The 23,395-nt window shown below is 59.0% G+C and carries 21 protein-coding genes; 10 read left to right on the forward strand and 11 right to left on the reverse strand.

Annotated features, from left to right (window positions below; all coding sequences use genetic code 11):
• From agaV to agaF, 4 genes are read left to right on the forward strand one after another with little or no spacing between them, the layout of a single operon-like run.
• On the forward strand, window positions 1-477 hold the full coding sequence (gene agaV / locus ACJ8M3_RS21365; RefSeq protein WP_004931808.1) for a PTS N-acetylgalactosamine transporter subunit IIB: 477 nt from the start codon (window positions 1-3) through the stop codon (window positions 475-477).
• A 14-nt stretch (window positions 478-491) separates the two neighbouring features.
• Entirely contained in the window at window positions 492-1,271 is a 780-nt protein-coding gene (gene agaW / locus ACJ8M3_RS21370; RefSeq protein WP_033644826.1) for a PTS N-acetylgalactosamine transporter subunit IIC, read from the forward strand.
• Complete coding sequence (locus ACJ8M3_RS21375) at window positions 1,261-2,154, forward strand: PTS system mannose/fructose/sorbose family transporter subunit IID (RefSeq protein WP_033644827.1); 894 nt, start codon at window positions 1,261-1,263, stop codon at window positions 2,152-2,154. Before agaW ends, ACJ8M3_RS21375 begins: the two co-directional genes overlap by 11 nt.
• Window positions 2,155-2,164: 10 nt before the next feature.
• Entirely contained in the window at window positions 2,165-2,599 is a 435-nt protein-coding gene (gene agaF / locus ACJ8M3_RS21380; RefSeq protein WP_033644830.1) for a PTS galactosamine/N-acetylgalactosamine transporter subunit IIA, read from the forward strand.
• Between the two features lie 36 nt (window positions 2,600-2,635).
• On the opposite strand, the gene ACJ8M3_RS21385 is transcribed toward agaF, so the two are convergent.
• Complete coding sequence (locus ACJ8M3_RS21385; protein ID WP_089195116.1) at window positions 2,636-4,363, reverse strand: ABC transporter ATP-binding protein/permease; 1,728 nt, start codon at window positions 4,361-4,363, stop codon at window positions 2,636-2,638.
• 205 nt (window positions 4,364-4,568) lie between these two features.
• On the opposite strand from ACJ8M3_RS21385, the gene ACJ8M3_RS21390 reads away from it, so the two are divergent.
• On the forward strand, window positions 4,569-5,276 hold the full coding sequence (locus ACJ8M3_RS21390; protein ID WP_089195115.1) for a tetratricopeptide repeat protein: 708 nt from the start codon (window positions 4,569-4,571) through the stop codon (window positions 5,274-5,276).
• Between the two features lie 28 nt (window positions 5,277-5,304).
• Here ACJ8M3_RS21390 and ACJ8M3_RS21395 read toward each other — a convergent pair whose 3' ends face one another.
• Both ACJ8M3_RS21395 and ACJ8M3_RS21400 read right to left on the reverse strand, forming a co-directional pair.
• Entirely contained in the window at window positions 5,305-5,952 is a 648-nt protein-coding gene (locus ACJ8M3_RS21395; RefSeq protein WP_033644834.1) for a DsbA family protein, read from the reverse strand.
• Between the two features lie 68 nt (window positions 5,953-6,020).
• Window positions 6,021-6,905, reverse strand: coding sequence for an MBL fold metallo-hydrolase (locus ACJ8M3_RS21400; protein WP_047026616.1), 885 nt, complete (start codon window positions 6,903-6,905; stop codon window positions 6,021-6,023).
• Window positions 6,906-7,013: 108 nt separating this feature from the next.
• Here ACJ8M3_RS21400 and ACJ8M3_RS21405 point away from each other — a divergent pair, with 108 nt between their 5' ends.
• Window positions 7,014-7,922 carry a LysR family transcriptional regulator gene (locus ACJ8M3_RS21405; protein WP_033644836.1) on the forward strand — a complete coding sequence of 303 codons (909 nt, stop codon included), beginning with the start codon at window positions 7,014-7,016 and terminating at the stop codon, window positions 7,920-7,922.
• Between the two features lie 27 nt (window positions 7,923-7,949).
• Here the strand turns inward: ACJ8M3_RS21405 and ACJ8M3_RS21410 are convergent, their stop codons facing one another.
• Window positions 7,950-8,873 (reverse strand): LysR family transcriptional regulator, encoded by a 924-nt coding sequence (locus ACJ8M3_RS21410; RefSeq protein WP_089197383.1) that lies wholly within the window; start codon window positions 8,871-8,873, stop codon window positions 7,950-7,952.
• Between the two features lie 133 nt (window positions 8,874-9,006).
• Between ACJ8M3_RS21410 and lysA the strand changes: the two genes are divergently transcribed.
• Window positions 9,007-10,269, forward strand: coding sequence for a diaminopimelate decarboxylase (gene lysA, locus ACJ8M3_RS21415; RefSeq protein ID WP_033644838.1), 1,263 nt, complete (start codon window positions 9,007-9,009; stop codon window positions 10,267-10,269).
• 27 nt (window positions 10,270-10,296) lie between these two features.
• Here the strand turns inward: lysA and ACJ8M3_RS21420 are convergent, their stop codons facing one another.
• From ACJ8M3_RS21420 to galR, 3 genes are all read right to left on the reverse strand, one after another.
• On the reverse strand, window positions 10,297-10,599 hold the full coding sequence (locus ACJ8M3_RS21420; RefSeq protein ID WP_025304078.1) for a helix-turn-helix domain-containing protein: 303 nt from the start codon (window positions 10,597-10,599) through the stop codon (window positions 10,297-10,299).
• A 5-nt stretch (window positions 10,600-10,604) separates the two neighbouring features.
• Complete coding sequence (locus tag ACJ8M3_RS21425) at window positions 10,605-10,949, reverse strand: type II toxin-antitoxin system RelE/ParE family toxin (RefSeq protein ID WP_033644839.1); 345 nt, start codon at window positions 10,947-10,949, stop codon at window positions 10,605-10,607.
• 158 nt (window positions 10,950-11,107) lie between these two features.
• Window positions 11,108-12,127, reverse strand: a complete 1,020-nt coding sequence (galR, locus tag ACJ8M3_RS21430) for an HTH-type transcriptional regulator GalR (protein ID WP_033652132.1) — start codon at window positions 12,125-12,127, stop codon at window positions 11,108-11,110.
• Between the two features lie 220 nt (window positions 12,128-12,347).
• Here galR and ACJ8M3_RS21435 point away from each other — a divergent pair, with 220 nt between their 5' ends.
• On the forward strand, window positions 12,348-14,630 hold the full coding sequence (locus tag ACJ8M3_RS21435; RefSeq protein WP_089197382.1) for a molybdopterin guanine dinucleotide-containing S/N-oxide reductase: 2,283 nt from the start codon (window positions 12,348-12,350) through the stop codon (window positions 14,628-14,630).
• On the opposite strand, the gene ACJ8M3_RS21440 is transcribed toward ACJ8M3_RS21435, so the two are convergent.
• The 4 genes from ACJ8M3_RS21440 to ACJ8M3_RS21455 all read right to left on the reverse strand — a co-directional run bounded on the left by ACJ8M3_RS21440 (window position 14,602) and on the right by ACJ8M3_RS21455 (window position 19,114).
• Window positions 14,602-15,156, reverse strand: coding sequence for a hypothetical protein (locus ACJ8M3_RS21440; protein ID WP_046687732.1), 555 nt, complete (start codon window positions 15,154-15,156; stop codon window positions 14,602-14,604). The genes ACJ8M3_RS21435 and ACJ8M3_RS21440 overlap by 29 nt on opposite strands.
• A gap of 25 nt (window positions 15,157-15,181) precedes the next feature.
• On the reverse strand, window positions 15,182-17,593 hold the full coding sequence (locus ACJ8M3_RS21445; protein ID WP_046687731.1) for a fimbria/pilus outer membrane usher protein: 2,412 nt from the start codon (window positions 17,591-17,593) through the stop codon (window positions 15,182-15,184).
• Between the two features lie 8 nt (window positions 17,594-17,601).
• Window positions 17,602-18,312, reverse strand: a complete 711-nt coding sequence (locus ACJ8M3_RS21450; protein ID WP_442514734.1) for a fimbria/pilus periplasmic chaperone — start codon at window positions 18,310-18,312, stop codon at window positions 17,602-17,604.
• 112 nt (window positions 18,313-18,424) lie between these two features.
• Window positions 18,425-19,114, reverse strand: a complete 690-nt coding sequence (locus ACJ8M3_RS21455) for a hypothetical protein (protein ID WP_127897171.1) — start codon at window positions 19,112-19,114, stop codon at window positions 18,425-18,427.
• 933 nt (window positions 19,115-20,047) lie between these two features.
• Here ACJ8M3_RS21455 and aas point away from each other — a divergent pair.
• Both aas and lplT read left to right on the forward strand, forming a co-directional pair.
• Entirely contained in the window at window positions 20,048-22,201 is a 2,154-nt protein-coding gene (gene aas, locus ACJ8M3_RS21460) for a bifunctional acyl-ACP--phospholipid O-acyltransferase/long-chain-fatty-acid--ACP ligase (protein ID WP_060660307.1), read from the forward strand.
• Window positions 22,201-23,385 carry a lysophospholipid transporter LplT gene (lplT, locus tag ACJ8M3_RS21465; protein WP_442514735.1) on the forward strand — a complete coding sequence of 395 codons (1,185 nt, stop codon included), beginning with the start codon at window positions 22,201-22,203 and terminating at the stop codon, window positions 23,383-23,385. The genes aas and lplT overlap by 1 nt, the downstream gene beginning before the upstream one ends.
• The last annotated feature ends 10 nt before the right edge of the window (window positions 23,386-23,395 follow it).

The raw sequence follows: 23,395 nt of genomic DNA on the forward strand, positions 1-23,395 counted from the left end.
ATGCCGAACATTTTAATGACCCGCATTGACAATCGCCTGGTGCACGGCCAGGTGGGCGTGACCTGGACCAATACCCTCGGCGCCAACCTGGTGGTGGTGGCCAACGACGAGGCCGCCGCCGATCCGGTGCAGCAGAACCTGATGGACATGGTGGTGGCGGAAGGGGTGCAGACCCGTTATTTCACGCTGCAGAAAACCATTGACGTGATCCACAAGGCGGCGGATCGGCAGAAGATCTTTCTGGTGTGCAAAACGCCGCAGGACGTGTTGACGCTGGTGCGCGGCGGGGTGCCGATCCGTTTCGTCAACGTCGGCAATATGCACTTCGCCGAGGGGAAGCGGCAGGTGCACAAAACGGTATCGCTGGACGACGGCGACGTGGCCGCGTTCCGCGCGCTGGCGGAACTGGGCGTGGAGTGCGAAGTGCGCCGGGTGCCGGATGAAGCGGGTGAGGCGATCGGCAAACTGCTCTTTTGAGCCAGGGGGAAAGCATGTTGACGGATGCGTTATTGATTGCGCTGTTGGCCGGGCTGGCGGGGGTTGACCTGTTCGACGGTCTGACCCACTTCCACCGGCCGGTAGTGATGGGGCCGCTGGTGGGGCTGATTTTGGGCGATGTCTATACCGGGTTGCTGGTGGGCGGCACGCTGGAGCTGGTGTGGATGGGGATGGTGCCGTTGGCGGGAGCCCAACCGCCTAACGTGGTGATCGGCGGGGTGATCGGCACCGCATTCGCCATTCTGACCAAAGCCGATCCTAAAGTGGCGATCGGCGTGGCGGTGCCGTTCTCGATCGCGGTGCAGGGCTGCATCACGCTGCTGTTTACGTTGTTCTCACCGATGATGCACCGCTGCGATCGCATGGTGAAAGCGCTGAACTGGCGCGGTATCGAACGGGTGAACTATCTCGGCATCGGCATTCTGTTCATCTTCTATTTCGTGGTGGCGTTCCTGCCGATTTACTTCGGCGCCGATGCGGCCAGCGCCATGGTGCAGAAAGCGCCGGGCTGGCTGCTGGACGGGCTGGCGGTGGCGGGCGGCATGATGCCGGCGATCGGTTTCTCGCTGCTGATGAAGGTGATGATGAAAAAAACCTACGTGGCCTATTTTATCCTCGGTTTCATCTCGGTCACGTTTCTCAAGCTGCCGATCCTGGCGGTGGCGCTGGGCGCCCTGGCGATCGCTTTGATTGATTTCTTCAACACGCAACGCGGCGCGGCAGAGGCGACGGCCCGGCCCGCTCCGCAGGAGGACGCCGAAGATGGCATTTAACGATTCCGACGATCTGCTGGCGCAAAAGGCCGAACAGCGTATGGCGCAGGCGCTGGCCACCAGTCAGGTGGAGCAGGACGACTATCTGGACAGCCGGCCCGCCGAAGCGCTGACGCGCGGCGACATCAACCGCATGGCCTGGCGTTCGCTGCTGCTGCAGGCGTCGTTCAACTACGAGCGCATGCAGGCGGGCGGCTGGCTGTATCAGCTGATCCCCGCGCTGCGCAAGATCCACCGCAATCCGCAGGATCTGGCCAACTCGATGAAGATGCACATGGAATTTATCAACGTGCATCCGTTCGACGTCACCTTCCTGTCCGGCCTGGTGCTGGCGATGGAGCAGAACAAGGAAAAGATCTCCACCATTCGCGCGGTGAAAGTGGCGCTGATGGGGCCGCTCGGCGGTATCGGCGACGCGCTGTTTTGGCTGACGCTGTTGCCAATCTGCGCCGGCATAGGCGCTTCGCTGGCATTGGAGGGCAGCCTGTTCGGGCCGATCGTCTTCCTGCTGCTGTTCAACCTGTTCCACTTCGGCCTGCGTTTTGGGCTGGCGCACTACGGCTATCAGGCCGGCACCAGCGCGCTGGCGCTGCTGAAGACCCATACGCGGCGCATTTCTCACGCCGCTTCCATTGTCGGCATGACGGTGATCGGCGCGCTGGTGGCCTCGTACGTGCACCTGTCCACGCCGCTGGTGATGCATGCCGGCAAGGCCAGCGTGGCGCTGCAGACCGACGTGCTGGACAAGTTGATGCCCAACTTGCTGCCGCTGTGCTTCACGCTGCTCATTTTCTTCCTGATGAAGCGCGGATTCTCGCCGGTGAAGCTGATTGGCGTCACGGTAGCGATCGGCGTGGCGGGCAAATTTATCGGCATTTTATGAGGAGCGGGATATGCCAGGCATTGTGATTACCGGCCACGGCGGCTTTGCCTCCGGGCTGCTGCAGGCGGTGGAACAGGTGGTGGGGCCGCAGCGACATTGCGCGGCGGTCGATTTCCCCGAACAGATGAGCACCGCGCAGCTCAGGGATGCCTTACGCTCGGCGCTGGTCGCGGTGGCGCAGCCGGACGGCGTGGTGTTCCTGACCGACATGCTCGGCGGTTCGCCTTTTCGCAGCGCCTGTGAACTGGCGGATGCGCGGGGTGATTGCGAAGTGCTGACCGGCGTCAACATGCAGCTGGCGGCGGAAATGATGCTGGAGCGTGACGGACTGAGCCTGGATGAATTTCGCGAGGTGGCGCTGGCGTGCGGTAAACGCGGCCTGACCAGCCTGTGGCATGAACGCCGCCGAGTGAAGTGCGAAGACGCGCAGGCCGACGGCATCTGAACGAAAACCGGGCGCGGGCGCGCCCGGCTCCGTGAGTTAGGCCGGCAACGGGCTCAGCGCCAGACGCGCCGGTTGGTCTGCGCCGCGGCTGAAGCGCCAGCAGGTCTGGTGGTATTTCGCCACGCTGTTGCGGTGCGCCACGCTGACCAGCGTCACGTCCGGCAGTTCATCCACCAGCAGGCAGTACATCAGTTGCTCGGTTTCGTCGTCCAGTGCGCTGGTGGCCTCGTCGAGGAACAGGATGCTCGGGCGAATCAACAGGGCGCGGGCGAAGGCTAGCCGCTGTTGCTCGCCCGGCGACAGGCGATGGCTCCAGTTGGCGGAGGTGTCCAGCCAGCGCTGCAGGTGCTTCAGGCGGCAGTTTTCCAGCACCCGCATCAGCTGCGCGTCGCTGTATTCCGACGCCAGGCTCGGGTAGCTCAGCGCTTCGCGCAGCGTGCCGATCGGAATGTAGCTGCGCTGCGGCAGGAACAGCATGTTGGCGTTGCCCTCTACCCCGATGGCGCCCGCGCCGTAAGGCCAGATACCGGCGATGGCGCGCAGCAGCGTCGACTTGCCGCAGCCGGAAGGCCCGACGATCAGCAGGCGATCGCCGCGTTGCAGCGTCATCTCGGCGCCGGTCAGCAGCGGCTGGCCGTCGGGCAAGTGCAGGCTGAGGTTGTCTAGCGTTAACGGATGGGCGGTCTCCTCCCGCAGTTGAATGCCGCGCGGCTGATGGTGAACCTGATCGACGGCGGCGTTGAAGCCGGCCAGACGGTTAACGCAGGCTTTCCAGGTCGCCAAATCGTTAAACGCGTCGATAAACCACGACAGCGCGCCCTGCACCTGGCCGAAGGCCGAGGCGATCTGCATCAGGCCGCCCATCTGGATGGCGCCGGAGAAGTAGCGCGGCGCCGCCACCAGCAGGGGAAACACGATGGCGAACTGGCCGTAGAAGTTGGTGGCGATGTTGAGCCGCCGGGTGATGCGCATGATCGCCCACCAGTTGCTGCGAATGGTGTCGAAACGGTCACCCAACTGCTGCGCCTCGCGCGGTTCGCCGTGGTACAGCGCAATGGCGTCGTTGTTTTCGCGGATGCGGATCAGGCCGAAACGGAAGTTCGCCTCATACCGCTCCTGGTTAAAGCCCAGCATGACCAGCGGTTTGCCGACCCACCAGATCAGCAGCGATCCCAACACCGCATACAGCAGCGCGAACCACACCATATAGCCGGGCAAGGTGATGGCGTGTTGCCCGAGCGCGAAGGTCATCGGCCCGCTGACATGCCATAAAATGTCGATAAAGGAAAACAGCGTCACCAGGCTGGAGAGCAGCCCGAGCGACAGCGACAGGGTATATTGGGTCAGCACGTTGAGATCTTCAGCGATACGCTGATCGGGGTTATCGACGATCTGCTGCTGCTCGGTGTGGTAATACGCCTGGTGCGCCAGCCATTTTCCCATGAACCTTTCCGTCATCCAGCGCCGCCAGCGCATCTGCAGCCCCTGAGTCAGGTAGATCTTGTAGACCGCCAGCACGATGAAGATCAGCGCCAGATAGGTAAAGCGCCACAGCTGCGCCTTGAATACCGGGTAGTTTTTGTTCTGCAGCGCGTCGTAGAACACCTGGTTCCACTGGTTGATCTGCACGCTGATATAGACCAGGCCGAGCGACAGGACGACGATGGCGATCAGCATCATCCAGGCGCGCCATCGTTCCTCCGACACCCAAAAGGGTTTGATCAACTGCCAAATGGCGTGTCTCTGCAAGGGGGTTGCGTTCATAACGGCTCGATAATTGCGGTATTTTGTTCAGCATGGGCTGCGGGCCGGTAACAAACAAACCGCGACTGTAAGCAGTTTTGACTCCGCTAACCGTTTGAAATAAGGCGGCTGAATCGCCGGCGGCGCGCAGGTGAGCGCAATTGCGGCATACACTCCGGCGCCGGGCGGTTATACTGGCGCCGAATTTTTGCAGAAAGGATAAACGATGAAGGCTTGGTTTCCCCTGTTGCTGACCTGCGGCGTCTTCGCCAGCGCCCGGGCCTGGGCGCACATTGACGAGCCGGACATCGCCGCCGACTGCCAAAAGGTGGCGAGCTACGCCGAACTGGGAAAAAAGGCCTATCAGCGCCAGGATTACGCCAAAGCCGCCGACATCTTTCGCGATCAGGCGGCCTGGAGCGAGTTTTGCGGTCTGAGCGAGCAGGCTGTCGCCACGGCTTACAACAACGTGGCGCTGTCGCTGATGCACGCCGGTGAATTGCTCAAGGCGCAGGCCTATCTGGCGCTGGCGCCGCACGATGACAAATCGCAGCACAACATGAGTCTGTTGCGCCAACGCCTGGCGCAGCGGCCGCAGCCGCAGGGGCCGGGCGGCGTGTACTGGCAATACGCCGGGCGCGGCGTGTGGAGCGAAGTGGTGGTGAAGCCGCAGGGCGAGCGCTGGCTGATCGATTTTTCCGGCTACGCCATGCCGCAGATGGGGCTGTATTACGGCCCGAACATGGGCGACTTCACCGCCGAGCTGCCCATTGAGCACAGCAAGGCCGTCTACCATCAACATGACTCGGAAAGCGCGCAGGTCTGCGACGTGACGATGGCGTTTGGCGAGCAAGCGCTGGAGATGCATACGCGGGGGGATTGCGGGTTCGGCCACAATGTGCGGGCGGAAGGGCGGTTCGTGCGGGTCGAATGACCCGCCCCGGTGGCCGGGGCGAGAAGGGTTACGCCAGCGCGGCGGCGCCCAACAGATTCTTCCAGGCTTCCACATTGCCCAGATAATTGCCGGCCGGCAGCAGATGCAGCTGGCCCTCGCTATCCTGCAGCGCAAAGGTCGGGAAGCCTTGGCCCTGCACTTTGGCCAGCAGCGCCCGGCTTTCCGCGATGTGTTGCGCGGTCGGCGCACCGCTGTTGAAGCGCATTTCGGCGATAAATGCCGCCGAAGGCAACCCCAGCTCTTTCGCCAACGCTTCCAGCACCGGCGTGTCGGCGATGCGTCGCCCTTCCTGATAGTGCGCCTGCTGAATGCGGTGCAGCATGTCCAGCCCGCGTCCCGCCAGTTTTTCCGCCGCCAGGATAGCCGTGATCGGCGGCTCGGAATCCATCACCGCCGTGGTGTCGCGCAGCAGGCCGTTGAAATAGGCTTCGCCGAAAGGCTGGCCCGTCATCTCGGCGATGCGCTTGTCGTGCGGAATGACGTAGTTGCGCCATTCGTCGGTGATCTGACGGCGGTTGTTGCCGGTCATCATGCCGCCGGCGTGCGGCACGACCTTCAGCCCGGGGAGGCTCTGAGCCGCTTTCACCAGCGGTGCGGCGCCGTAGCACCAACCGCACAGCGGATCGAAAATGTAATGCAGAGTGGTTTCGGTCATTTTTACTCCTCGCTTGGCGCGCGGCAAGCCGCCGCGGCGCCAGGGCTGGTTCAATCACGCTCGGGCGCTTATTGCGGCCACTTCATCTCGCCTTTCAGCACTTTCGCGCTCAGTTCCAGGCTCGATTCGTCTTTCAGCGTCGGGTAGTGCTTTTTCATCGCTTCAATCAGCGCGGCGGAATCCTTGGCTTTCGGCAGTTCGGCTTCCAGCGTGGTCAGGTATTTTTGGGTAAAGTGCACCGATGCCAGTGTCTGTGCGGCACCCGGCAGGAAGTGGCCCGGCACGACGACCTGTGGCTTCAGCGCTTCGATGTTTTTCAGCGTCTGCTGCCAGTGCTGGCGCGATTCTACGCTCTGGTTATCGGCGATCCACGGATGGATATTGTCACCGGCGACCGCCACGCCGCCCACGACCGCTTTCAGCGCCGGGATCCACACGAAGGTGCGATCGGGGGTCGGGCCGTTCAGGCCTTTCACTTCCACTTTTTGACCGTCGATGGTGAAGCTGTCGCCCTGCAGCGGCTGCGGCACGATCACGGTTTTCGGCGCGTTGTCTTTCAGGATTGGGCCCCAGTAGGCGATTTTGCCGTCTTTGGTGGCGTTAATGTCCTTGATGGTGCCAGGCGAAGCGATGATTTTCGCCTCCGGGAAAGCGGCCTTAATCACGTCCAGACCGAAATAGAAATCCGGATCTGAGTGGCTGATGTAGACGGTGGTCAGTTTCTTGCCGGTCGCCTTGATCTTTTTCACCAGCTCTTCGGCATCGTTGCGCTGGAACTGTGCGTCGATCAGCGCCACTTCGTGTTTGCCGCTGACGATTTCGGAAGACACCGGGAACACGCTTTTCTCGCCCGGGTTATACACTTCCATGGTCAGGGTATCGGCAGCGGTGGCGTAGGTGCTCAGGGTGGCGACGCCGGTGAAGGCCAGAGTTAACAGTGATTTCTTAAACATGGGCAGAGGTCCTTAGGTATCGGTTAATGTTGTAATGATGTTAGGTTGCATAAAGCGATAGAAAAACCGGATAATAAGCAATTATTCGTTGCATAAATCGGACTAATCATGGATCGCATTACCGCCGCTGAGGTTTTTGTCACCATCGTCGATCGCGGCAGCATGATCGCCGCTGCGGAAACGCTGGAGATGTCGCGCGCGATGGTCACTCGCTACCTGGCCCAGATGGAGCAATGGGCCGGGGCGCGTTTACTGCACCGCACTACCCGTAAGCTTAGTCTGACCGACGCCGGTGAGCGTACTTTGGAGCGCTGCCGACAAATGTTGGCGCTGGCGGGGGAAATCGATCTGGTGGAGGAAGGGCAGAGCGACGAACTGCGCGGCCTGCTGCGCATCACCTGTTCGCAATCGCTCGGACAAACGGCGCTGGTGGGGGCCGTCGCCCAGTATCTGAAGCGTCATCCGCAGGTGGCGGTCGATCTGCAGATGAACAACCGGGCGGTGAACCTGGTGGAAGAGCGCATCGATCTGGCGCTGCGCATCACCAATGAGCTGGATCCCAACCTGATCGCCCGGCCGCTGTCCACCTGCGCGTCGGTGGTGTGCGCCGCGCCGGCGTATCTGGCGGCGCACGGCACGCCGCGCCAGCCGCAGGATCTGGCGTTACACAACTGCCTGACTTATTCCTATTTCGGCAAAAGCCTGTGGCATTTCGACGCTCAGGGGGTGAAATCGGCGGTGGCGGTCAGCGGCAACCTGAGCGCCAACGAATCGGTGGTGCTGATGGCCGGTACGGTGCAGGGGGCGGGCATTTCCCTGCAGCCCTACTATTCGGCGGCGCCGCTGTTGGCCAGCGGCGAACTGGTGGAGCTGTTGCCGGGTTACCGGCCGCAATCGATGGGCATCTACGGCATCTACACCTCACGCCGACAAATGCCCGCCACCTTGCGCACCATGCTGGACTTTCTGGTGGAATGGTTCGCCAGCGATCCGCAGTGGCAGGCGACGCTGCGCTAAGGCCGCGGCAACATTCCCACGCCGTTTTCACCGTTTGACGGCGGCGGCCAGGCGGGCGGAGAACAGTGCCGCCTGTTGATGCAGATGGTCGATAAAGGCCGCCACCAGCGCCGATGAAGGGCGGTGCAGCGGCCGTATCAGGCTGACGGTGAACGGCACGTCGATGCTGAATGGCCGCACGTGCACGCCGCTGCCGGCATAGTCGAGCGCCGTCAGCGGGTTGACGATCGAGACCCCCACGCCGGCTCTCACCATGGCGCACACCGACGCCGCGCTGTGCGTTTCCATCACCATGCGGCGCTCGACGCCCTGCTCGGCGAACAGCGCATCGAGCAAGTGGCGATAGCTGTCGGTGCTCGACAGGCTGATAAAGTTTTGCCCGGCGAAATCCTGCGGCGTCAGTTGGCCTTTCGCCAGCAAAGGATGGCCCGCCGGCAGCACGCAGACCTCATTCAACGTCATCAGCGTTACCCGCTCGGTGCCCGCCGGCGTAAGGGTGGTTTCCGTCAGCCCCAGATCGTGGCGCTGGGCCGACAGCCACTCTTCCAGCAGCGGCGATTCTTGCGGGATCACGCTGAAGCTGACTTCCGGGTAACGTTCGATAAAGGGCCGGCACACCGCCGGCAGCAGCGATTGGGAAAATACCGGCAGGCACACGATCGACAGCTGCGCCTGCTGAAACTGGCGAATGCCGGCGGCGGCGTTGACGATGCGATCGAGGCCATAATAGGAGCGTTGCACCTCTTCGAACAGCCGTAGGCCCTGCACCGTGGGGGACAAGCGCCCGCGAACCCGATCGAACAGCTGCAGCCGAATCAGCTTCTCAAAGCGCGCCAGCTCACGGCTGACGGTGGGTTGCGAGGTTTGCAGCAGGGCCGCCGCCTCGGTCAGGTTGCCGGTGGTCATCACCGCCCGAAAGATTTCTATCTGCCGCAAAGAGATGCTGTGCATGACGAGGCTGCTCGATTGTAGAGAAAGCTATATCATAAATGAATAGACTACGGCTAAATAGATATTTTCCACCCGATTCAGCGTGCGGCACTATTGGCTTATCTGCCGTCACTTTCGAATTGGGAATATCGCCATGCCACGCCCGTTGCACGACACCTCCACCGCGTTGAACGCCGCTAACCTGCTGGCCTTGCCGCAGCGCTTCGGTTGCCCGGTCTGGGCTTATGATGCCGACATCATCAGCCAGCGCATCGCTCAGCTGCGCCACTTCGACACTATCCGTTTCGCGCAGAAAGCCTGTTCGAACATTCATATTTTGCGCCTGATGCGCGAGCAGGGCGTGAAGGTGGATTCGGTGTCGCTCGGCGAAATCGAGCGGGCGCTGCAGGCCGGTTTTCAGCCGGGCGGCGAGCCGAGCGATATCGTGTTTACCGCGGACGTATTGGATCACGCGACGCTGGCGCGCGTCAGCGCATTGAAGATCCCGGTCAACGCCGGTTCCATCGATATGCTGGATCAGCTCGGCCAGGCTTCCGCGGGGCATCCGGTGTGGCTGCGCATTAATCCGGGGTTTGGCCATGGCCACAGCCAGAAAACCAACACCGGCGGCGAGAATAGCAAGCACGGCATCTGGTATGCCGACCTGCCGCAGGCGGTGGAGAAGATCCGCCGCTACGGCCTGAAGCTGATCGGCGTGCATATGCATATCGGCTCCGGCGTCGATTACCAGCATCTGGAGCGCGTCTGCGATGCGATGGTGCAGCAGGTGATCGATCTCGGTCATGACATCAGCGCCATTTCCGCCGGCGGCGGCCTGTCTATCCCGTATCAGTACGGCGAAGAGGCGATCGATACCGAACACTATTTCGGTTTGTGGAACCGGGCGCGTGAGCGCATCGCCGCGCATCTGGGGCACCCGGTGCAGTTGGAGATTGAACCCGGACGTTTCCTGATGGCGGAGGCGGGCGTATTGGTGGCCGAGGTGCGGGCGGTAAAAGACATGGGGAGCCGCCACTTTGTGCTGGTGGATGCCGGTTTTAACGATCTGATGCGCCCGGCGATGTACGGCAGCTATCACCATATTTCGCTGTTGCCGGCCGATGGGCGCGACACCTCGGAACAACCGCTGCGCGACACGGTGATCGCCGGGCCGCTGTGCGAATCCGGCGACGTCTTCACCCAGCAGGCGGGCGGCGGCGTGGAAACCCGCGAGCTGCCACCGGTGCAGATCGGCGATTATCTGGTGTTTCACGATACCGGCGCCTACGGCGCATCGATGTCCTCCAACTACAACAGCCGTCCGCTGTTGCCTGAAGTGCTGTTCGAAAACGGCGAGCCGCGTTTGATCCGCCGCCGCCAAACCATCGAAGAACTGATCGCGCTGGAACTTATCTGATAAGCGGGCGGGCGCCTTGCGCCCGCTTCACAGCGTCATGCGGCGGTGCTGGCCATTGGGCAATTGCACATCCAGCGACAGCGTGCCGCCCATCGCCTCGATATAGCGTTTGAGCGACGACAGCTTTATTTCGCTGCCGCGCTTTTCCAAATTGGCGACGGAGGGTTGGCTGATACCGAGCCGCTTCGCCAATTCAACCTGAGAGACCGCCAGCTCTTCCCTCAGCATTGCCAGCCGCAGTTCGAAAATTTCCTTGTCCGCTTTTTGCCTGGCTGCGGCAACGACGGCGGGATCGAGCTTGTCGATCAGTTGGGATAACGGTTTGGCCATCTGCACTACCTCCGGGTTGCCAGATAATGTGAAAATTCCATGGCAGCGATGGGCAACATGCGCTGGTAAAAGCGTTTGTCGCCGGTTTTATCGCCACCGCACAGCAATACTGCTTGCCGCTGTGGGTCAAAGGCGAAAAACACCCTGAAAGGGCGCCCGCGATGTTGAACGCGCAACTCCTTCAACTGCCGGGCCGCTTCGGAAAAATGCAGCGTATCGGCGTGCGGCCGCGCCAACTGCGGGCCGAACGTCTGTAATTTGAAGATTGCCGCCAGGATGCTTGTTTGCTGGGCGTTGTTCAGCGCCAAAAACCAGTCGTCGAATCGTTCGACGGTCACCACTTGCCACATGATGCGCTTCGAATATAGCGTTTATGCTATATAGCGTAAAGGTTATTGTGCCAACAATCTGCACGAACGCAGGGAGCGGAAAAAATCCAAAAGCGAGAAATGCGGCGGGCTGCGCAATCTGAGCGCATGGGTGACGGCTCACCCATGCGGCGGCATGATTACGGCTGTTCGTGCGCGTTGTTGAGGGTGGCGACCGAGTGGCGGCGCACCAGCGTTGGGCTGAACATGTTGGTGATTTCCGGCAGCGGTTGCCGGTTGGCCAGCGCCAGCGCCAGCTCCGCCGCCTGGGTGGCCATCGCCACGATAGGGTAGCGAATGGTGGTCAGGCGTGGGCGCAGGTAGCGCGAAATCAACACGTCGTCGAAACCGATCAGCGAAATTTCTCCCGGTACGTCGACGCTGTTATCGCTCAGCACCGACAGCGCGCCGGCGGCCATCGGATCGTTGTAGCAGGTAATGGCGGAGAACGAACGGCCGCGGCCGAGCAATTCGGTCATCGCCTGTTCGCCGCCGATCTCGTCCGGTTCGCCGTAGGCGATCAGCTTTTCATCCACCGCAATGCCGTGTTCCTGCAGCGCGTCGAGATAGCCTTGCAGACGATCGGTGGCGTCGGAAATCTGGTGGGTGGAGCAGATGATAGCGATGCGCTGGTGCCCTTGCTGGATCAGATGTCGGGTCGCCAGCCAGGCGCCGTAGCGATCGTCGAGCGCCACGCAGCGCGTTTCAAACCCCGGCAGCGTGCGATTGATGAGCACCATGCCCGGGATCTGTTGCATCCAGCCGCAAAGTTCCTGATCGCTCAGCCTTTTGGCGTGCACCACCAGCGCTTCGCAGCGGTGCCGCACCAGCTGTTCAATCGCCTGACGCTCTTTTTCGGCGTCGTGGTAACCGTTGCCAATCAGCAGAAAATTGTGGGTGGCGTAGGCCACCTGCTCGACCGCCTTGACCATCGCGCCGAAGAAGGGATCGGAAACGTCGGAGACGATCAGCCCCAGCGTCTCGGTGGATTGCTGCGCCAGCGCTCGTGCGTTGGCGTTAGGGTGATACTGCAGCTGTTCCATGGCGGCCTGCACCGCGGTGCGCGACCCTTCGCTGGCCTTGGGGGAATTGTTTATCACGCGGGATACCGTGGCCACGGAAACACCCGCCAGCCTGGCAACATCCTTTATCGTAGCCATATCAGTCAACACATCCTGGGTAATCGCTTACATCCCCCAGTTTTGCGGAAAAAAACCGGGGCTGCAAGCGGTCTCGTGCGCAACTTGTGGTGGCGGTTGCAGAATCTCTTCGAGTCTGTACGCATAACCGACTGCTACCGAACGATAGCGCAATTTGTACGTTGGCACTGGCGGCGGGCTGAGGTAACGTCTGTGCATTCCGATTTGCGCCGAGAACGCCATGTCCATTAAACGCTATCCGCAGCTCGCCCATTGGGGCGCTTATACCGCCGTGGTTGAAGACGGCCGGCTTATCCGTTGTGAACCCTTCGTCGACGATCCTGATCCTTCGCCGCTGCTCGATTCCATCGTCCCGATGGTCTACTCCGACAAACGCATCCGCAAGCCGGCGGTGCGCCGCTCGTGGCTGCAAAAGCGCGAGGGCAGCGACCGGACGCTGCGCGGCAGGGAAGATTTCGTCGAGGTGGACTGGGAATTGGCGCTCGATTTGGTGGCGCAAGAGAATCGCCGGGTGCGCGAGCGTTACGGCGCCTCCGGGTTGTTTACCGGCTCTTATGGCTGGTCGTCGGCCGGGCGGCTGCACCATGCCCGCTCGCTGGTGCGGCGGTTCTACTTCAGCGGCGGCGGCGGCGTCGATCAGCAGGGCAACTACAGCTGGGGCGCGGCGCAGTTCTTTCTGCCGTATGTGATCGGCACTTTTTCGCCCTTGACCGGGCGCGTCACCAGTTGGCCTAGCGTGGTGGAGCATTGCGAGCTGTTTGTGGCGTTTGGCGGATTGGCGCTGAAAAACGCTCAGGTCTCTTCCGGCGGCGCGGCGGAACATGCGCTCAAGCCCTGGCTGCAAAAGCTGGCGCGCAAGGGCACGCCGGTTATCAACATCAGCCCGATGCGCGATGATTGTCCCGAGTTTGTCAACGCGGAATGGATCCCGATCCGGCCGAATACCGACGTGGCGCTGATGCTGGCGCTGGCTTACGAAATCCAGCGGCTGGACGCGCAGGATGAAGCCTTCCTGCACAGCCACTGCGTGGGCTATCAACAACTGGCGGATTACCTGAACGGCACCGGTGACGGCGTGGCGAAAACCCCCGTTTGGGCCAGCGCCATTACCGGCATTCCGGCGGCGCGCATCGCGCTGCTGGCGCGGCAACTGATCGGCGTGCGCAGTTTCATCACCTGTTCCTACTCCGTGCAACGCGCGCATCGGGGGGAGCAACCGTATTGGATGATGATCGCGCTGTCGGCGATGCTGGGCCAGGTGGGGCTGCCGGGCGGCGGTTTCTCGTTCGGCCACGGTTCGATGAACGGCGTCGGCAATCCGCGCGTGGATACGCCTGCGCCGACCATGCCGGTAGGCGAAAATCCGGCCGGGCTGGCGATCCCGGTGGCGCGCATCTGCGACATGCTGTTGCACCCCGGTGAGGCCTATCAATTTTGCGGCGAGACGCGGCATTATCCGGATATCCATTTGGTGCACTGGGCCGGCGGCAACCCGTTCCATCATCATCAGCAGTTGAATCGGCTGGTGGAGGGCTGGCAGAAGCCGGACACGGTGATCGTTCAAGATATCTGGTGGACGGCGGCGGCCAAAATGGCAGACATCGTGCTGCCGGTCACCAGTTCGCTGGAGCGTAACGATATCGGCGGCTCGTCGCGCGATCGCTACGTGTTGGCGATGCATCAGGCCATTGCGCCGCAGCATCAGGCGCGCAACGATTTCGATATCTTCGCCGATCTGGCGGAGCGTCTCGGCTATCGTGAGCGCTTTACCGAGAATCGCGACGAGCGGGCCTGGATCGAAGCTATCTACCGGCAATGCGGCACAGCGCAGCAGCGCGCCGGCGTCGCCTGGCCCGAGTTTGAGGCCTTCTGGCAACGGGGCTATGTCGAGCTGCCCGCGCCGGCTAAAGAGTTCGTATTTTTTGATGCATTCCGCGCCGATCCGCAGGCTAACCCGCTGCAAACGCCCAGCGGCAAGATAGAGCTGTTCAGCGAGCGGATCGCCGGCTATCGCTACGAAGATTTCGCTCCGCATCCGCAGTGGCGGCCGCCGGTGGAGTGGCTGGGCGCGCCGCAGGCCAAAAACTGGCCGCTGCACCTGATCTCCATTCAGCCGAGCGATCGCCTGCATAGCCAGATGGATCCGGCGCCGCTGGCGCAGGGCAACAAGACCGCCGGGCGAGAAACCTTGTACATGCATCCGGACGATGCGGCGCCGCGCGGTGTGGCGGACGGCGCCGAAGTGCTGGTCAGCAACGCGCGCGGCAGCTGTCTGGCGGGGGTATCGCTCACCGATGGCGTGACGCGCGGCGTGGTGCTGATGGCGACCGGTGCCTGGTTCGAGCCGGGTTTCGACGCGCAGCGCCGGCCGGTCGAGCAGGCGGGCAACCCGAACGTGCTGACGCTGGATATCGGCACCTCGCCGCTGACGCAGGGGCCGAACGCCATGAGCTGCCTGGTCGAGGTCAGCGCATTCACCGAACGTCGGGATCAAGATAGTTAGCGCTGACCAGCAATTGGGTCGACAGCGGGATGTTATCGCGTTGCTGTTGACGCAGTTGTGTCGCGGACGCGGCGAAACTGGAGACTGTTAATGACAGTGTGAAGTGTTGCCCAACCTCGTTATCCGGTACAAGGATGTGTAATGCTTCCCGATCGACGGATAGACGATAGTTGGGTAGATGTCTTTGGCGTGGTTGCCCGGGGGCAAGTGAAAAGGAAAGGGGCTCACCATCACCGTTGCGTAATTCATCAACCGTGAGGCTGAGATAGCTAGAAGCATCGGTTGCGCCGCTTCCTTCTGCCAGGTTTCTATTCTCCCGCAGAGTGAACCCCTGCAACTGCACTGGTTCATCGCAAGTCAACCGATACTGCAATGGGGCGCTGTGCAGCAGAGTGGATTGCTGAGACAGTGTCCCAATATTGTGCTCCCCCAGATAAATGCTGTTTTGTGTGGTCGTTAGCGTGCAGTTAGCGTTAGCCCCAAAACTGATGGCTATGGCTGCCAACCCATAATAAATCACTTTCATGTGTTCTCCTGATATCGATGAACGTTTAGCGACACACTGCTTCGGAGTGGCTGATGCCGGCACGATTGCGGGAAGAGGTGTCTGCAGCAATTGCGAAATAACATGCCTGTCCCGAAGAGTTTTTCATGCTGAAGCGTTGTGAAGACGCATCGTTCGTCGCGCGGTGCGCTTTCTGATGTTCAATGAAGGCTGCGCCCTGATCATTGGTAAAAGCGACCACTTGTTGTTGTTCATCCAAAATCATGCTGCCGATAGCGGGTTTGGTGCCGTCTGCATAGCTAATCTGGACAATGGCCCGCAATGTATTAATGGCATCGATATTGATATGTTTAACGCTGCCACGTGCCAGATTGATCTTGCGCACGCCGTTATCGATATCGGCACCGGGAGGTAAGGTGCTTGTGTCTACGTTAATCAGGCTTGGTTGATACTCACGCAGCCTTGGGATGATCGCCTTACCTTGCTTGCCATAGGTTTTCACCTTGCCGCCTGGCGTAGACACGCTGACTCCGGCGAGGCCCGGTATCGACAAGACGCCGAAGGTATCGCCGATTTTCTGTGGTGAGAGCGTTAGCCCGCTGCTGTCTGCCACCAGGGAGCCAGAGGCACTGTAGTAAAATGCCTGCTGATTTTCTGACAGATGGCTATAGCTGCCGGAAAGCGTTGTGAACGGACTCAAATAGTTCACATTGCCTGAGTAGGTGCCGTTGTTGGATTGGGTGCCCTGTGTTGCATTGAATCCATAAGCCAGATCGCCATTCAACGCTTGGCCGGAAAGCGAATTGCTGATGCTACGATTTCTTCCGTTGCTTATCATATTGGCGCTATAACGTCGGTTTTTTCCCAGCGGTAATGAAAGGGTGGCGAACACCCTGGTATCGTTATCGCGAACCTCGCGGCTGCGCTCTTTTTCCAGGCTAACGCCAACGGTGGCTGCGCCAAATTGACGGTTCCAGAAGGCGTAGACTCGTTGATTTTGTTGCTTATCTCCGCCTTCAGCGCGTGTAACGCCTAAAGAAAGATTTCCGATGTATTTATGGTGCCAGCCTAGGCCCAGGCTGTAGCTTTGACGTTGGTGTGAAGATGATGCACCGTGCGATACAGGCCAATAAGTTCCTTCGCCGTCATCTTTACGCGGAGAACGGAGCTGTGTAGGCGAGCGGTATCGCTCTGACTGGATGCTGTAACCGGCGTTCAGCTTAAGGTTTTTTATCAGGGGTAATGCGCTATTCAGCTGTAGCTTGGTGCCCTTTCCGCTTGACGACTGCGCCACGTGGCTCAAGGCTGTAAAACGATAATCGCTATTGGCAACGCTATAACCGGCGGCGATGCCGCGATAATCGCGGCTGAGGAAACTTCCCCCTCTCACCTGGTGCTGGTTGAGCCATGGCAAAGAGAATGAGCCAGTGATGAAAGGCATTTCTGTGCTTTTTGCCAGGCTGTGAGTGCGCCCGAGAGCAAGGGAGTAACTGCCCTGGCGGGGAGTAGAGTGTCCTGAGCTCGTCAGATAAGGGACGATGAATTGTTTGCGGCTACCGTTGCTTTCCGTGACGGTGACGGACAAATCGACTGCGTCGAACTGCGCAGGGATATCGGTCAGGCGGAAAGTGCCCGGTTGCACCTGCGTGGCGTAAACTAATCTGCCATTCTGAAAAATCTCAACCTTGGCTTGGCTCTCGGCGATACCTTCGACTACCGGCACATCACTGCGTTGACTCAATGACAGCGACGAGTCAGGCAGCCATTGCAGGCCATCTAAGGTAATGCCGCTGTAAAGCGAATCTGATAACGTCGCTCGTCCCAAACGCATCATGGCGTCGTGATCCGTCAATGTCCGCTGCAGATAACTATTATAAGGCGTGTACCCCTGATGTCGTTCTGACTTGTTATAGGTGCCATTATGGCGAAACAGCCAATTGTTGCTGTTGAAGCCGGTTTCCAACGCCGCGTAATCACTGCTGTGATTTTGGCTGTCGAATCGGCTCGCGGTATAATTCAGCATCAGGGCATGGCCGCCAAATTCATAGTCCGCCGGTTGTCGACGGATATAGCGCTCGGGCAACAGCAAAATCAATTGATTATTACCGGTTTCATTGTCGATGCGGCTGCCTTGATAACATTGGCTCATCAGCATTTCTGCCTGAGTGTTGAGCTTGCAGGGGTGTAATCCCAGGCTTTCTACGAGTTCAGCGTCGTATTGCCATTCGCCTTGTTTGTCTATGTTGACTTCATGCCGTCCATGATTTTGTCCGTTGACGTTGATGAATAGCGCTTGTTTTCCTGCGGGAAATTTCGCGCCAGAGGAAAAGTAATCAGCAATCTCACTGGGTAGTCCAAGTGCCCGCATCATTTCAATATCGTAATCGGCCAGACTGGTCGAGGCATAGCCAATAGGCAGACAAAACGCCAGTAGACGTAGCGGTATATGCAATTTCAAAGGCTGCCTCACTGGATTGGGGCAAGGTTGACCGTGATATCGGGTATGGCGCGCCCCGTGTTACTGCTTGGCGTGAAGTGCAAACGGGAGGGGGGGATGGTAAGCCTATCGCTCTTACGTGTACCGATCGTTTGCCCAGGCAGCAAATAAGGTTGTTCTAAAACAAACTGCTGGTTACTGGGTTGTACGGTGATGGTAGGGGCTAACCTGACAACGTAAGGGCTGAGATTTTTGACTTGTATAGAATGCCCATTTTGTTGCCAATGCAAGGTTTGCCAGGGAGATTTGTTTTCCACTAGCGCGGAGGGCGTGACGATAGCGACGACCCGATGCCGAGTATTCACCTTAAGCTGGTTGCTTTTTTCTCCCATATCGGGAATTTCCTGGAAATAGATATGGCGCATTTGCTGACGGGTTTTATCAAGTCCCGAGGGATCGGCAAGCATGACGCGTACCAGCTGAGATTTACCCGGATCAATACGCGCGGCTGGCGGAGAAAGAATGAATAAGGGATCTTCTCCTTGCTTGCTTAATGCATTTTTAACAACGGATGAGAATAGCAACACAGGATAATTACCGATATTATCGACTCTTACCGTTGTCTCTCCTTTCTCTTGATTGACCAAGAGGCTTATTTTTTCCAGTTTAATGGTTGCTTGGCCATGAAATGGAGTAAGCAATATAAATATTGCGGTAAGATAATGGATGAGACCTTTCATTTTATTTCCTGAATAGCGGAGAATAACGAACTCTAGTCAAAGGACGTTAAGATATTTTGCCAAACAAAGAGGCTGAAATAAGTGGGAACAGCGAAGTGTCCCCACCTGGTGATTACAGGTAGTGAACCGAAAGATTCACAGAAGCTTGCAATGCAATGCTGTCTTGCATTTGGATGCTTTTATCATCAATGTAGCTAAGCGGGGTAAGGAATGAACGGTAGTTGAATGTGCCGCTCAGGTTCTGGCCGATCGCCATATTGTCGTAATTAGCATCTGATGTGACCGCAAAGCGATTACCTGAGGCAACAGAGAACATCGCCTGTTCGTGATCTGCACCGTTAGTTACATTGGTTAAATCGAAAATATCATCGCCTTCAGGAATCAGCGCCGCACGCACGGTTTCACCATCCATAGCGATATCTGACAGTGCAAGGCCCAGCACGGCGATATCTTTATTACTGGCGTCTTTTGCCAGCGATGCGGTGAAGTTTCTGTCCATATATTGATAATCGGCATCGCCGCTGGCGCTGGTAACTTCAATACCCATGTTGGTCGGTGCCGTGCAATTTACGGTGAACGGGATGCTGCCCATGCCGTTGCCTTCCAACTGGACAGGATTTACTTTATCAAAAGCTTCGCTGGAATGGCGGCCAAGATCAATGCTATTGGTGTTGGCAGCAATACTGCAGCTGGTGTTATTATAAATTTCTCCGGAGAAATCTACAGACGTACTGGCTGTTTTTGCGGCCAGTACGCTCGTGCACGACAGAGGTAGTAGGGCTAAAAATAAATATTTCTTCATTATTCAGATTTCCTTCTGAGAATATGCCACTAAATAAATAAAAATCGTATTGCTTGAAAATATAAAGCAAGGGTTTCGCAACGTTTTACTAGCGATTCAATGCATGGCTATTTTATTTTTCAATCTCATTTCTTGCAATATTGTGCTAAAAATTTATGTAAAAATAGATTTATATTCTGGTTTTTTGGTTTTTGTTATTCTTTTTTAATTGTTAACTCTGTTTGGTTATTAATGCATAGGTTTTATTGCTTGCGGTTTTTTTAATTATTAATAATTAATTATCCTCGGCGTGCACTTTTGCCGTGAGATCACGATAACAGCAAGGTCTGGAGGCGGCTCTGTTGTTAGTTGGCGCTTTTTGACTTTGTCTTTTTATTGTTGCCGTGCTTGAAAAGCAAGAAAACGAATTGCATAAGTTGATGAAAATGACACGTTGGATATCACGTCTAACTTGGCTCTTGCGTTTGAGAATAGTTTTCGTTAATTGATTGCTTTAGCGTTGAGGAGACAAGAGGGATTAAAGGATCTGCTTCAGTCTTGATTAGGCCGAACCCTCATGTGCTGCACTTACCAGCATATGCGCATGGCTTTTTTTCTCCCCCCACTCGCTTCCTGCGGATGACGCATCATTATTGATCTTTCCGCTGCGGCGATTATTTAAGTTTCATTGAGTTATTACAGCAGATCGCGGGAAATTTACAGCTGGTTGCATTTGGAGCAGAACTCTTGCGATTCGGTGGTAGTTTCCTGCACGCCATCTCTCTAGAGTAGGTGATCCCAGAGGTATTGATTGGTGAGAAATCAGCGTGCCTTGCATGCTGAAGCCATTTTCAATTGCACCAACCTACGCGGATGCGTAGGTTTTTTTTTGCCTGCCATATAGTATTCTTTTCCCTACAACGATTTACGCCTCCATGGCCAAGGGAGAAGGGCATGATCTTTTCACTGCTGCGCGCGCTGTTTCGCCTGTTGTTTCGGGTACGGGTCGAAGGGGACGTCCAGCACTTCGAACGGCAAAAATTACTGATTACGCCGAACCACGTCTCTTTCCTCGACGGCGTACTGCTGGCGCTGTTCCTGCCGATAAAACCGGTGTTTGCGGTCTATGCCAGCATCGGCGAGAGCTGGTTTATGCGCTGGCTGCGGCCTTACATCGATTTTGTCTCGCTCGATCCCACCAAGCCGATGGCCATCAAGCAACTGGTGCGCATGGTCGAGCAGGGACGGCCGATCGTGGTGTTCCCTGAAGGGCGCATCACCGTGACCGGTGCGCTGATGAAAATTTACGACGGAGCGGCGTTTATCGCCGCCAAATCGGGCGCGACCGTGGTGCCGGTGCGGATCGATGGCCCGGAGTTCAGCCCGTTTGGCCGCATGGCCGGGGTGTTCAAGATCCGCTGGTTCCCGCAAATCAGCATCCGCATCTTGCCGCCGACCACGCTGCCGATGCCGGAAGCGCCGCGCGCGCGTGAACGCCGGGCGCTAGCGGGCGATCGGCTGATGCAGATCATGATGCGGGCGCGGATGGAGACGCGCGAGCCGCAAACGCTGTTCCATGCCTTGCTGGCGGCGCAGCACCGCTATGGGCGCCGCAAGCCTTGCATCGAAGACATCGCTTTCAAAGAGGACAGTTACCAGACGCTAGTCAAGAAATCGCTGGGCGTCAGCCGCATTCTGCAGCGCTTTACCGCCGAGGGGGAGCACGTTGGGCTGCTGTTGCCCAACGCCACCATTACCGCGGCGGCAATCTTCGGCGCTTCGCTGCGCAATCGCATCCCGGCGATGCTCAACTACACCGCAGGCGCCAACGGCCTGAACAGCGCGATGACGGCCGCCGGCATCAAGACCATCGTCACCTCGCGCCAGTTTCTGGAGAAAGGCAAGCTGACCCACCTGCCGGAACAGGTGCCACAGGCTAACTGGGTGTATCTGGAAGATCTGAAAGAGACGGTCACGCTGGCGGATAAGCTGTGGATCCTGCGTTACTTGCTTCAGCCGCAGCGCGCGGCGTTGCCGCAACGTCCGGAGGACCCGGCGCTGATCCTGTTCACGTCCGGATCCGAAGGCCATCCCAAGGGCGTGGTGCATTCGCACGCCAGCCTGCTGGCCAACGTAGAACAAATCCGCACTATCGCCGATTTCACGCCGCGCGACCGCTTCATGTCGTCGCTGCCGCTGTTCCACTCGTTCGGCCTGACGGTGGGGCTGCTTACGCCGCTGATCACCGGCAGCCGCATTTTCCTCTACCCCAGCCCGCTGCACTATCGCGTGGTGCCGGAGCTGGTATATGACCGTAACTGCACGGTGCTGTTCGGCACGGCGACCTTCCTTAACAACTATGCGCGTTTCGCGCATCCGTATGATTTTGCCCGCCTGCGCTATGTCGTGGCCGGCGCGGAGAAACTGGCGGACAGCACCAAACAGATCTACCAGGACAAATACGGCATCCGCATTTTGGAAGGCTATGGCGTGACCGAGTGCGCGCCGGTGGTCTCGATCAACGTGCCGCTGGCGACCAAGGTGGGCACCGTCGGCCGTATCATGCCGCAGATGGAGGCGCGTCTGATCGCGGTGCCGGGTATTGATAACGGCGGCCGTCTGCAGCTGAAGGGGCCGAATATCATGAAAGGCTATCTGCGGGTTGAACGCCCCGGCGAACTGGAGCCGCCGGCGGCGGAAGATGCGAACGGCGTGCTGCAGCCGGGCTGGTATGACACCGGCGATATCGTCAGCCTGGATGAGCAGGGTTACTGCACCATTCGCGGGCGCGTGAAGCGCTTCGCCAAGCTGGCGGGCGAGATGGTGTCGCTGGAAAGCGTCGAATTGCTGGCGCAACGGCTGTCGCCGGATAAACTGCATGCCGCCACGGTCAAAAGCGACAGCAGCAAAGGCGAGGCGTTGGTGCTGTTCACCACCGATCCCGCCATTACCCGCGAGGCATTGCTGCGGGTGGCGCGCGAACTGGGTAGCCCGGAGCTGGCGGTGCCGCGCGATATTCGCCTGTTGAAAACGCTGCCGGTGCTCGGCAGCGGCAAACCTGATTTCGTCACCCTGCGTCATATGGCCGAACAGCCGGAGAGTGCCTGATGAATCCTTCGACCGAATCCCCTTTGTTGTCACGCGGCATGATCGCGGTGATCAGCGCGCAGTTCCTTTCGGCGTTCGGCGACAATGCGTTGCTGTTCGCCACGCTGGCGTTGATCAAGCAGCAGCTGTATCCGGACTGGAGCCAGCCGATCCTGCAGATGGCCTTTGTCGCCACCTATATCATTCTGGCTCCGTTCGTCGGCCAGATCGCCGACAGCTTTGCCAAAGGGCGGGTGATGATGTTCGCCAACGCCCTGAAATTGGCGGGGGCATTGGTGATCTGTTTTGGGGGTAATCCGTTTCTGGGTTACAGCCTGGTCGGTGTGGGAGCCGCCGCGTATTCACCGGCCAAATACGGCATTCTGGGCGAGATCACCAGCGGTGAGAAACTGGTCAAGGCTAACGGCCTGATCGAGGCTTCGACCATTGCGGCCATTCTGACCGGTTCGGTGGCCGGCGGTATTCTGGCGGACTGGCACGTGGCGGCGGCGCTGGCGGCCTGCGCGTTGGTTTACGCGGGAGCGGTGGTCGCCAACCTGTATATTCCGCGTTTGGCGGCGGCGCGTCCTGGCGCTTCGTGGCGTCCGCAGGCCATGACGCACAGCTTCTTTGCTGCCTGCGTTACGCTGTGGCGCGATGGACAGACGCGTTTCTCATTGATTGGCACCAGCCTGTTTTGGGGGGCCGGCGTGACGCTGCGTTTTCTGCTGGTGCTGTGGGTACCGGTGGCGCTCGGCATCGCCGATAACGCCACGCCAACGCTGCTGAACGCCATGGTGGCCGTCGGCATCGTGGTGGGCGCGGGTGCCGCCGCGCGCTTCGTCACGCTTAAAACGGTGAAACGCTGTATGCCGGCCGGGATCCTGATCGGCGTCGCGGTCGCGGTGTTTGCGCTGCAAACGACCATGCTCAATGCCTACGTCTTGCTGGCGCTCATCGGCATGCTGGGGGGCTTCTTCGTCGTGCCGCTCAATGCGTTGCTGCAGGAGCGGGGCAAATATTCGGTCGGCGCCGGCAATGCGATCGCAGTGCAAAACCTGGGTGAAAACGCCGCGATGTTACTGATGCTGGGCCTGTATTCTTTGGTCGTGAAGCTGGGCGTGCCGGTGGTGGGCGTCGGCGTAGGGTTTGGCGTGGTGTTTGCGCTGGCGATTAGCGCGTTGTGGTGGTCGCAGCGGCAGTGAAACGAGGCGC

Origin of the sequence: Serratia sp. CY55921 (assembly GCF_052167655.1) — a bacterium.
GTDB lineage: Bacteria > Pseudomonadota > Gammaproteobacteria > Enterobacterales > Enterobacteriaceae > Serratia > Serratia ureilytica.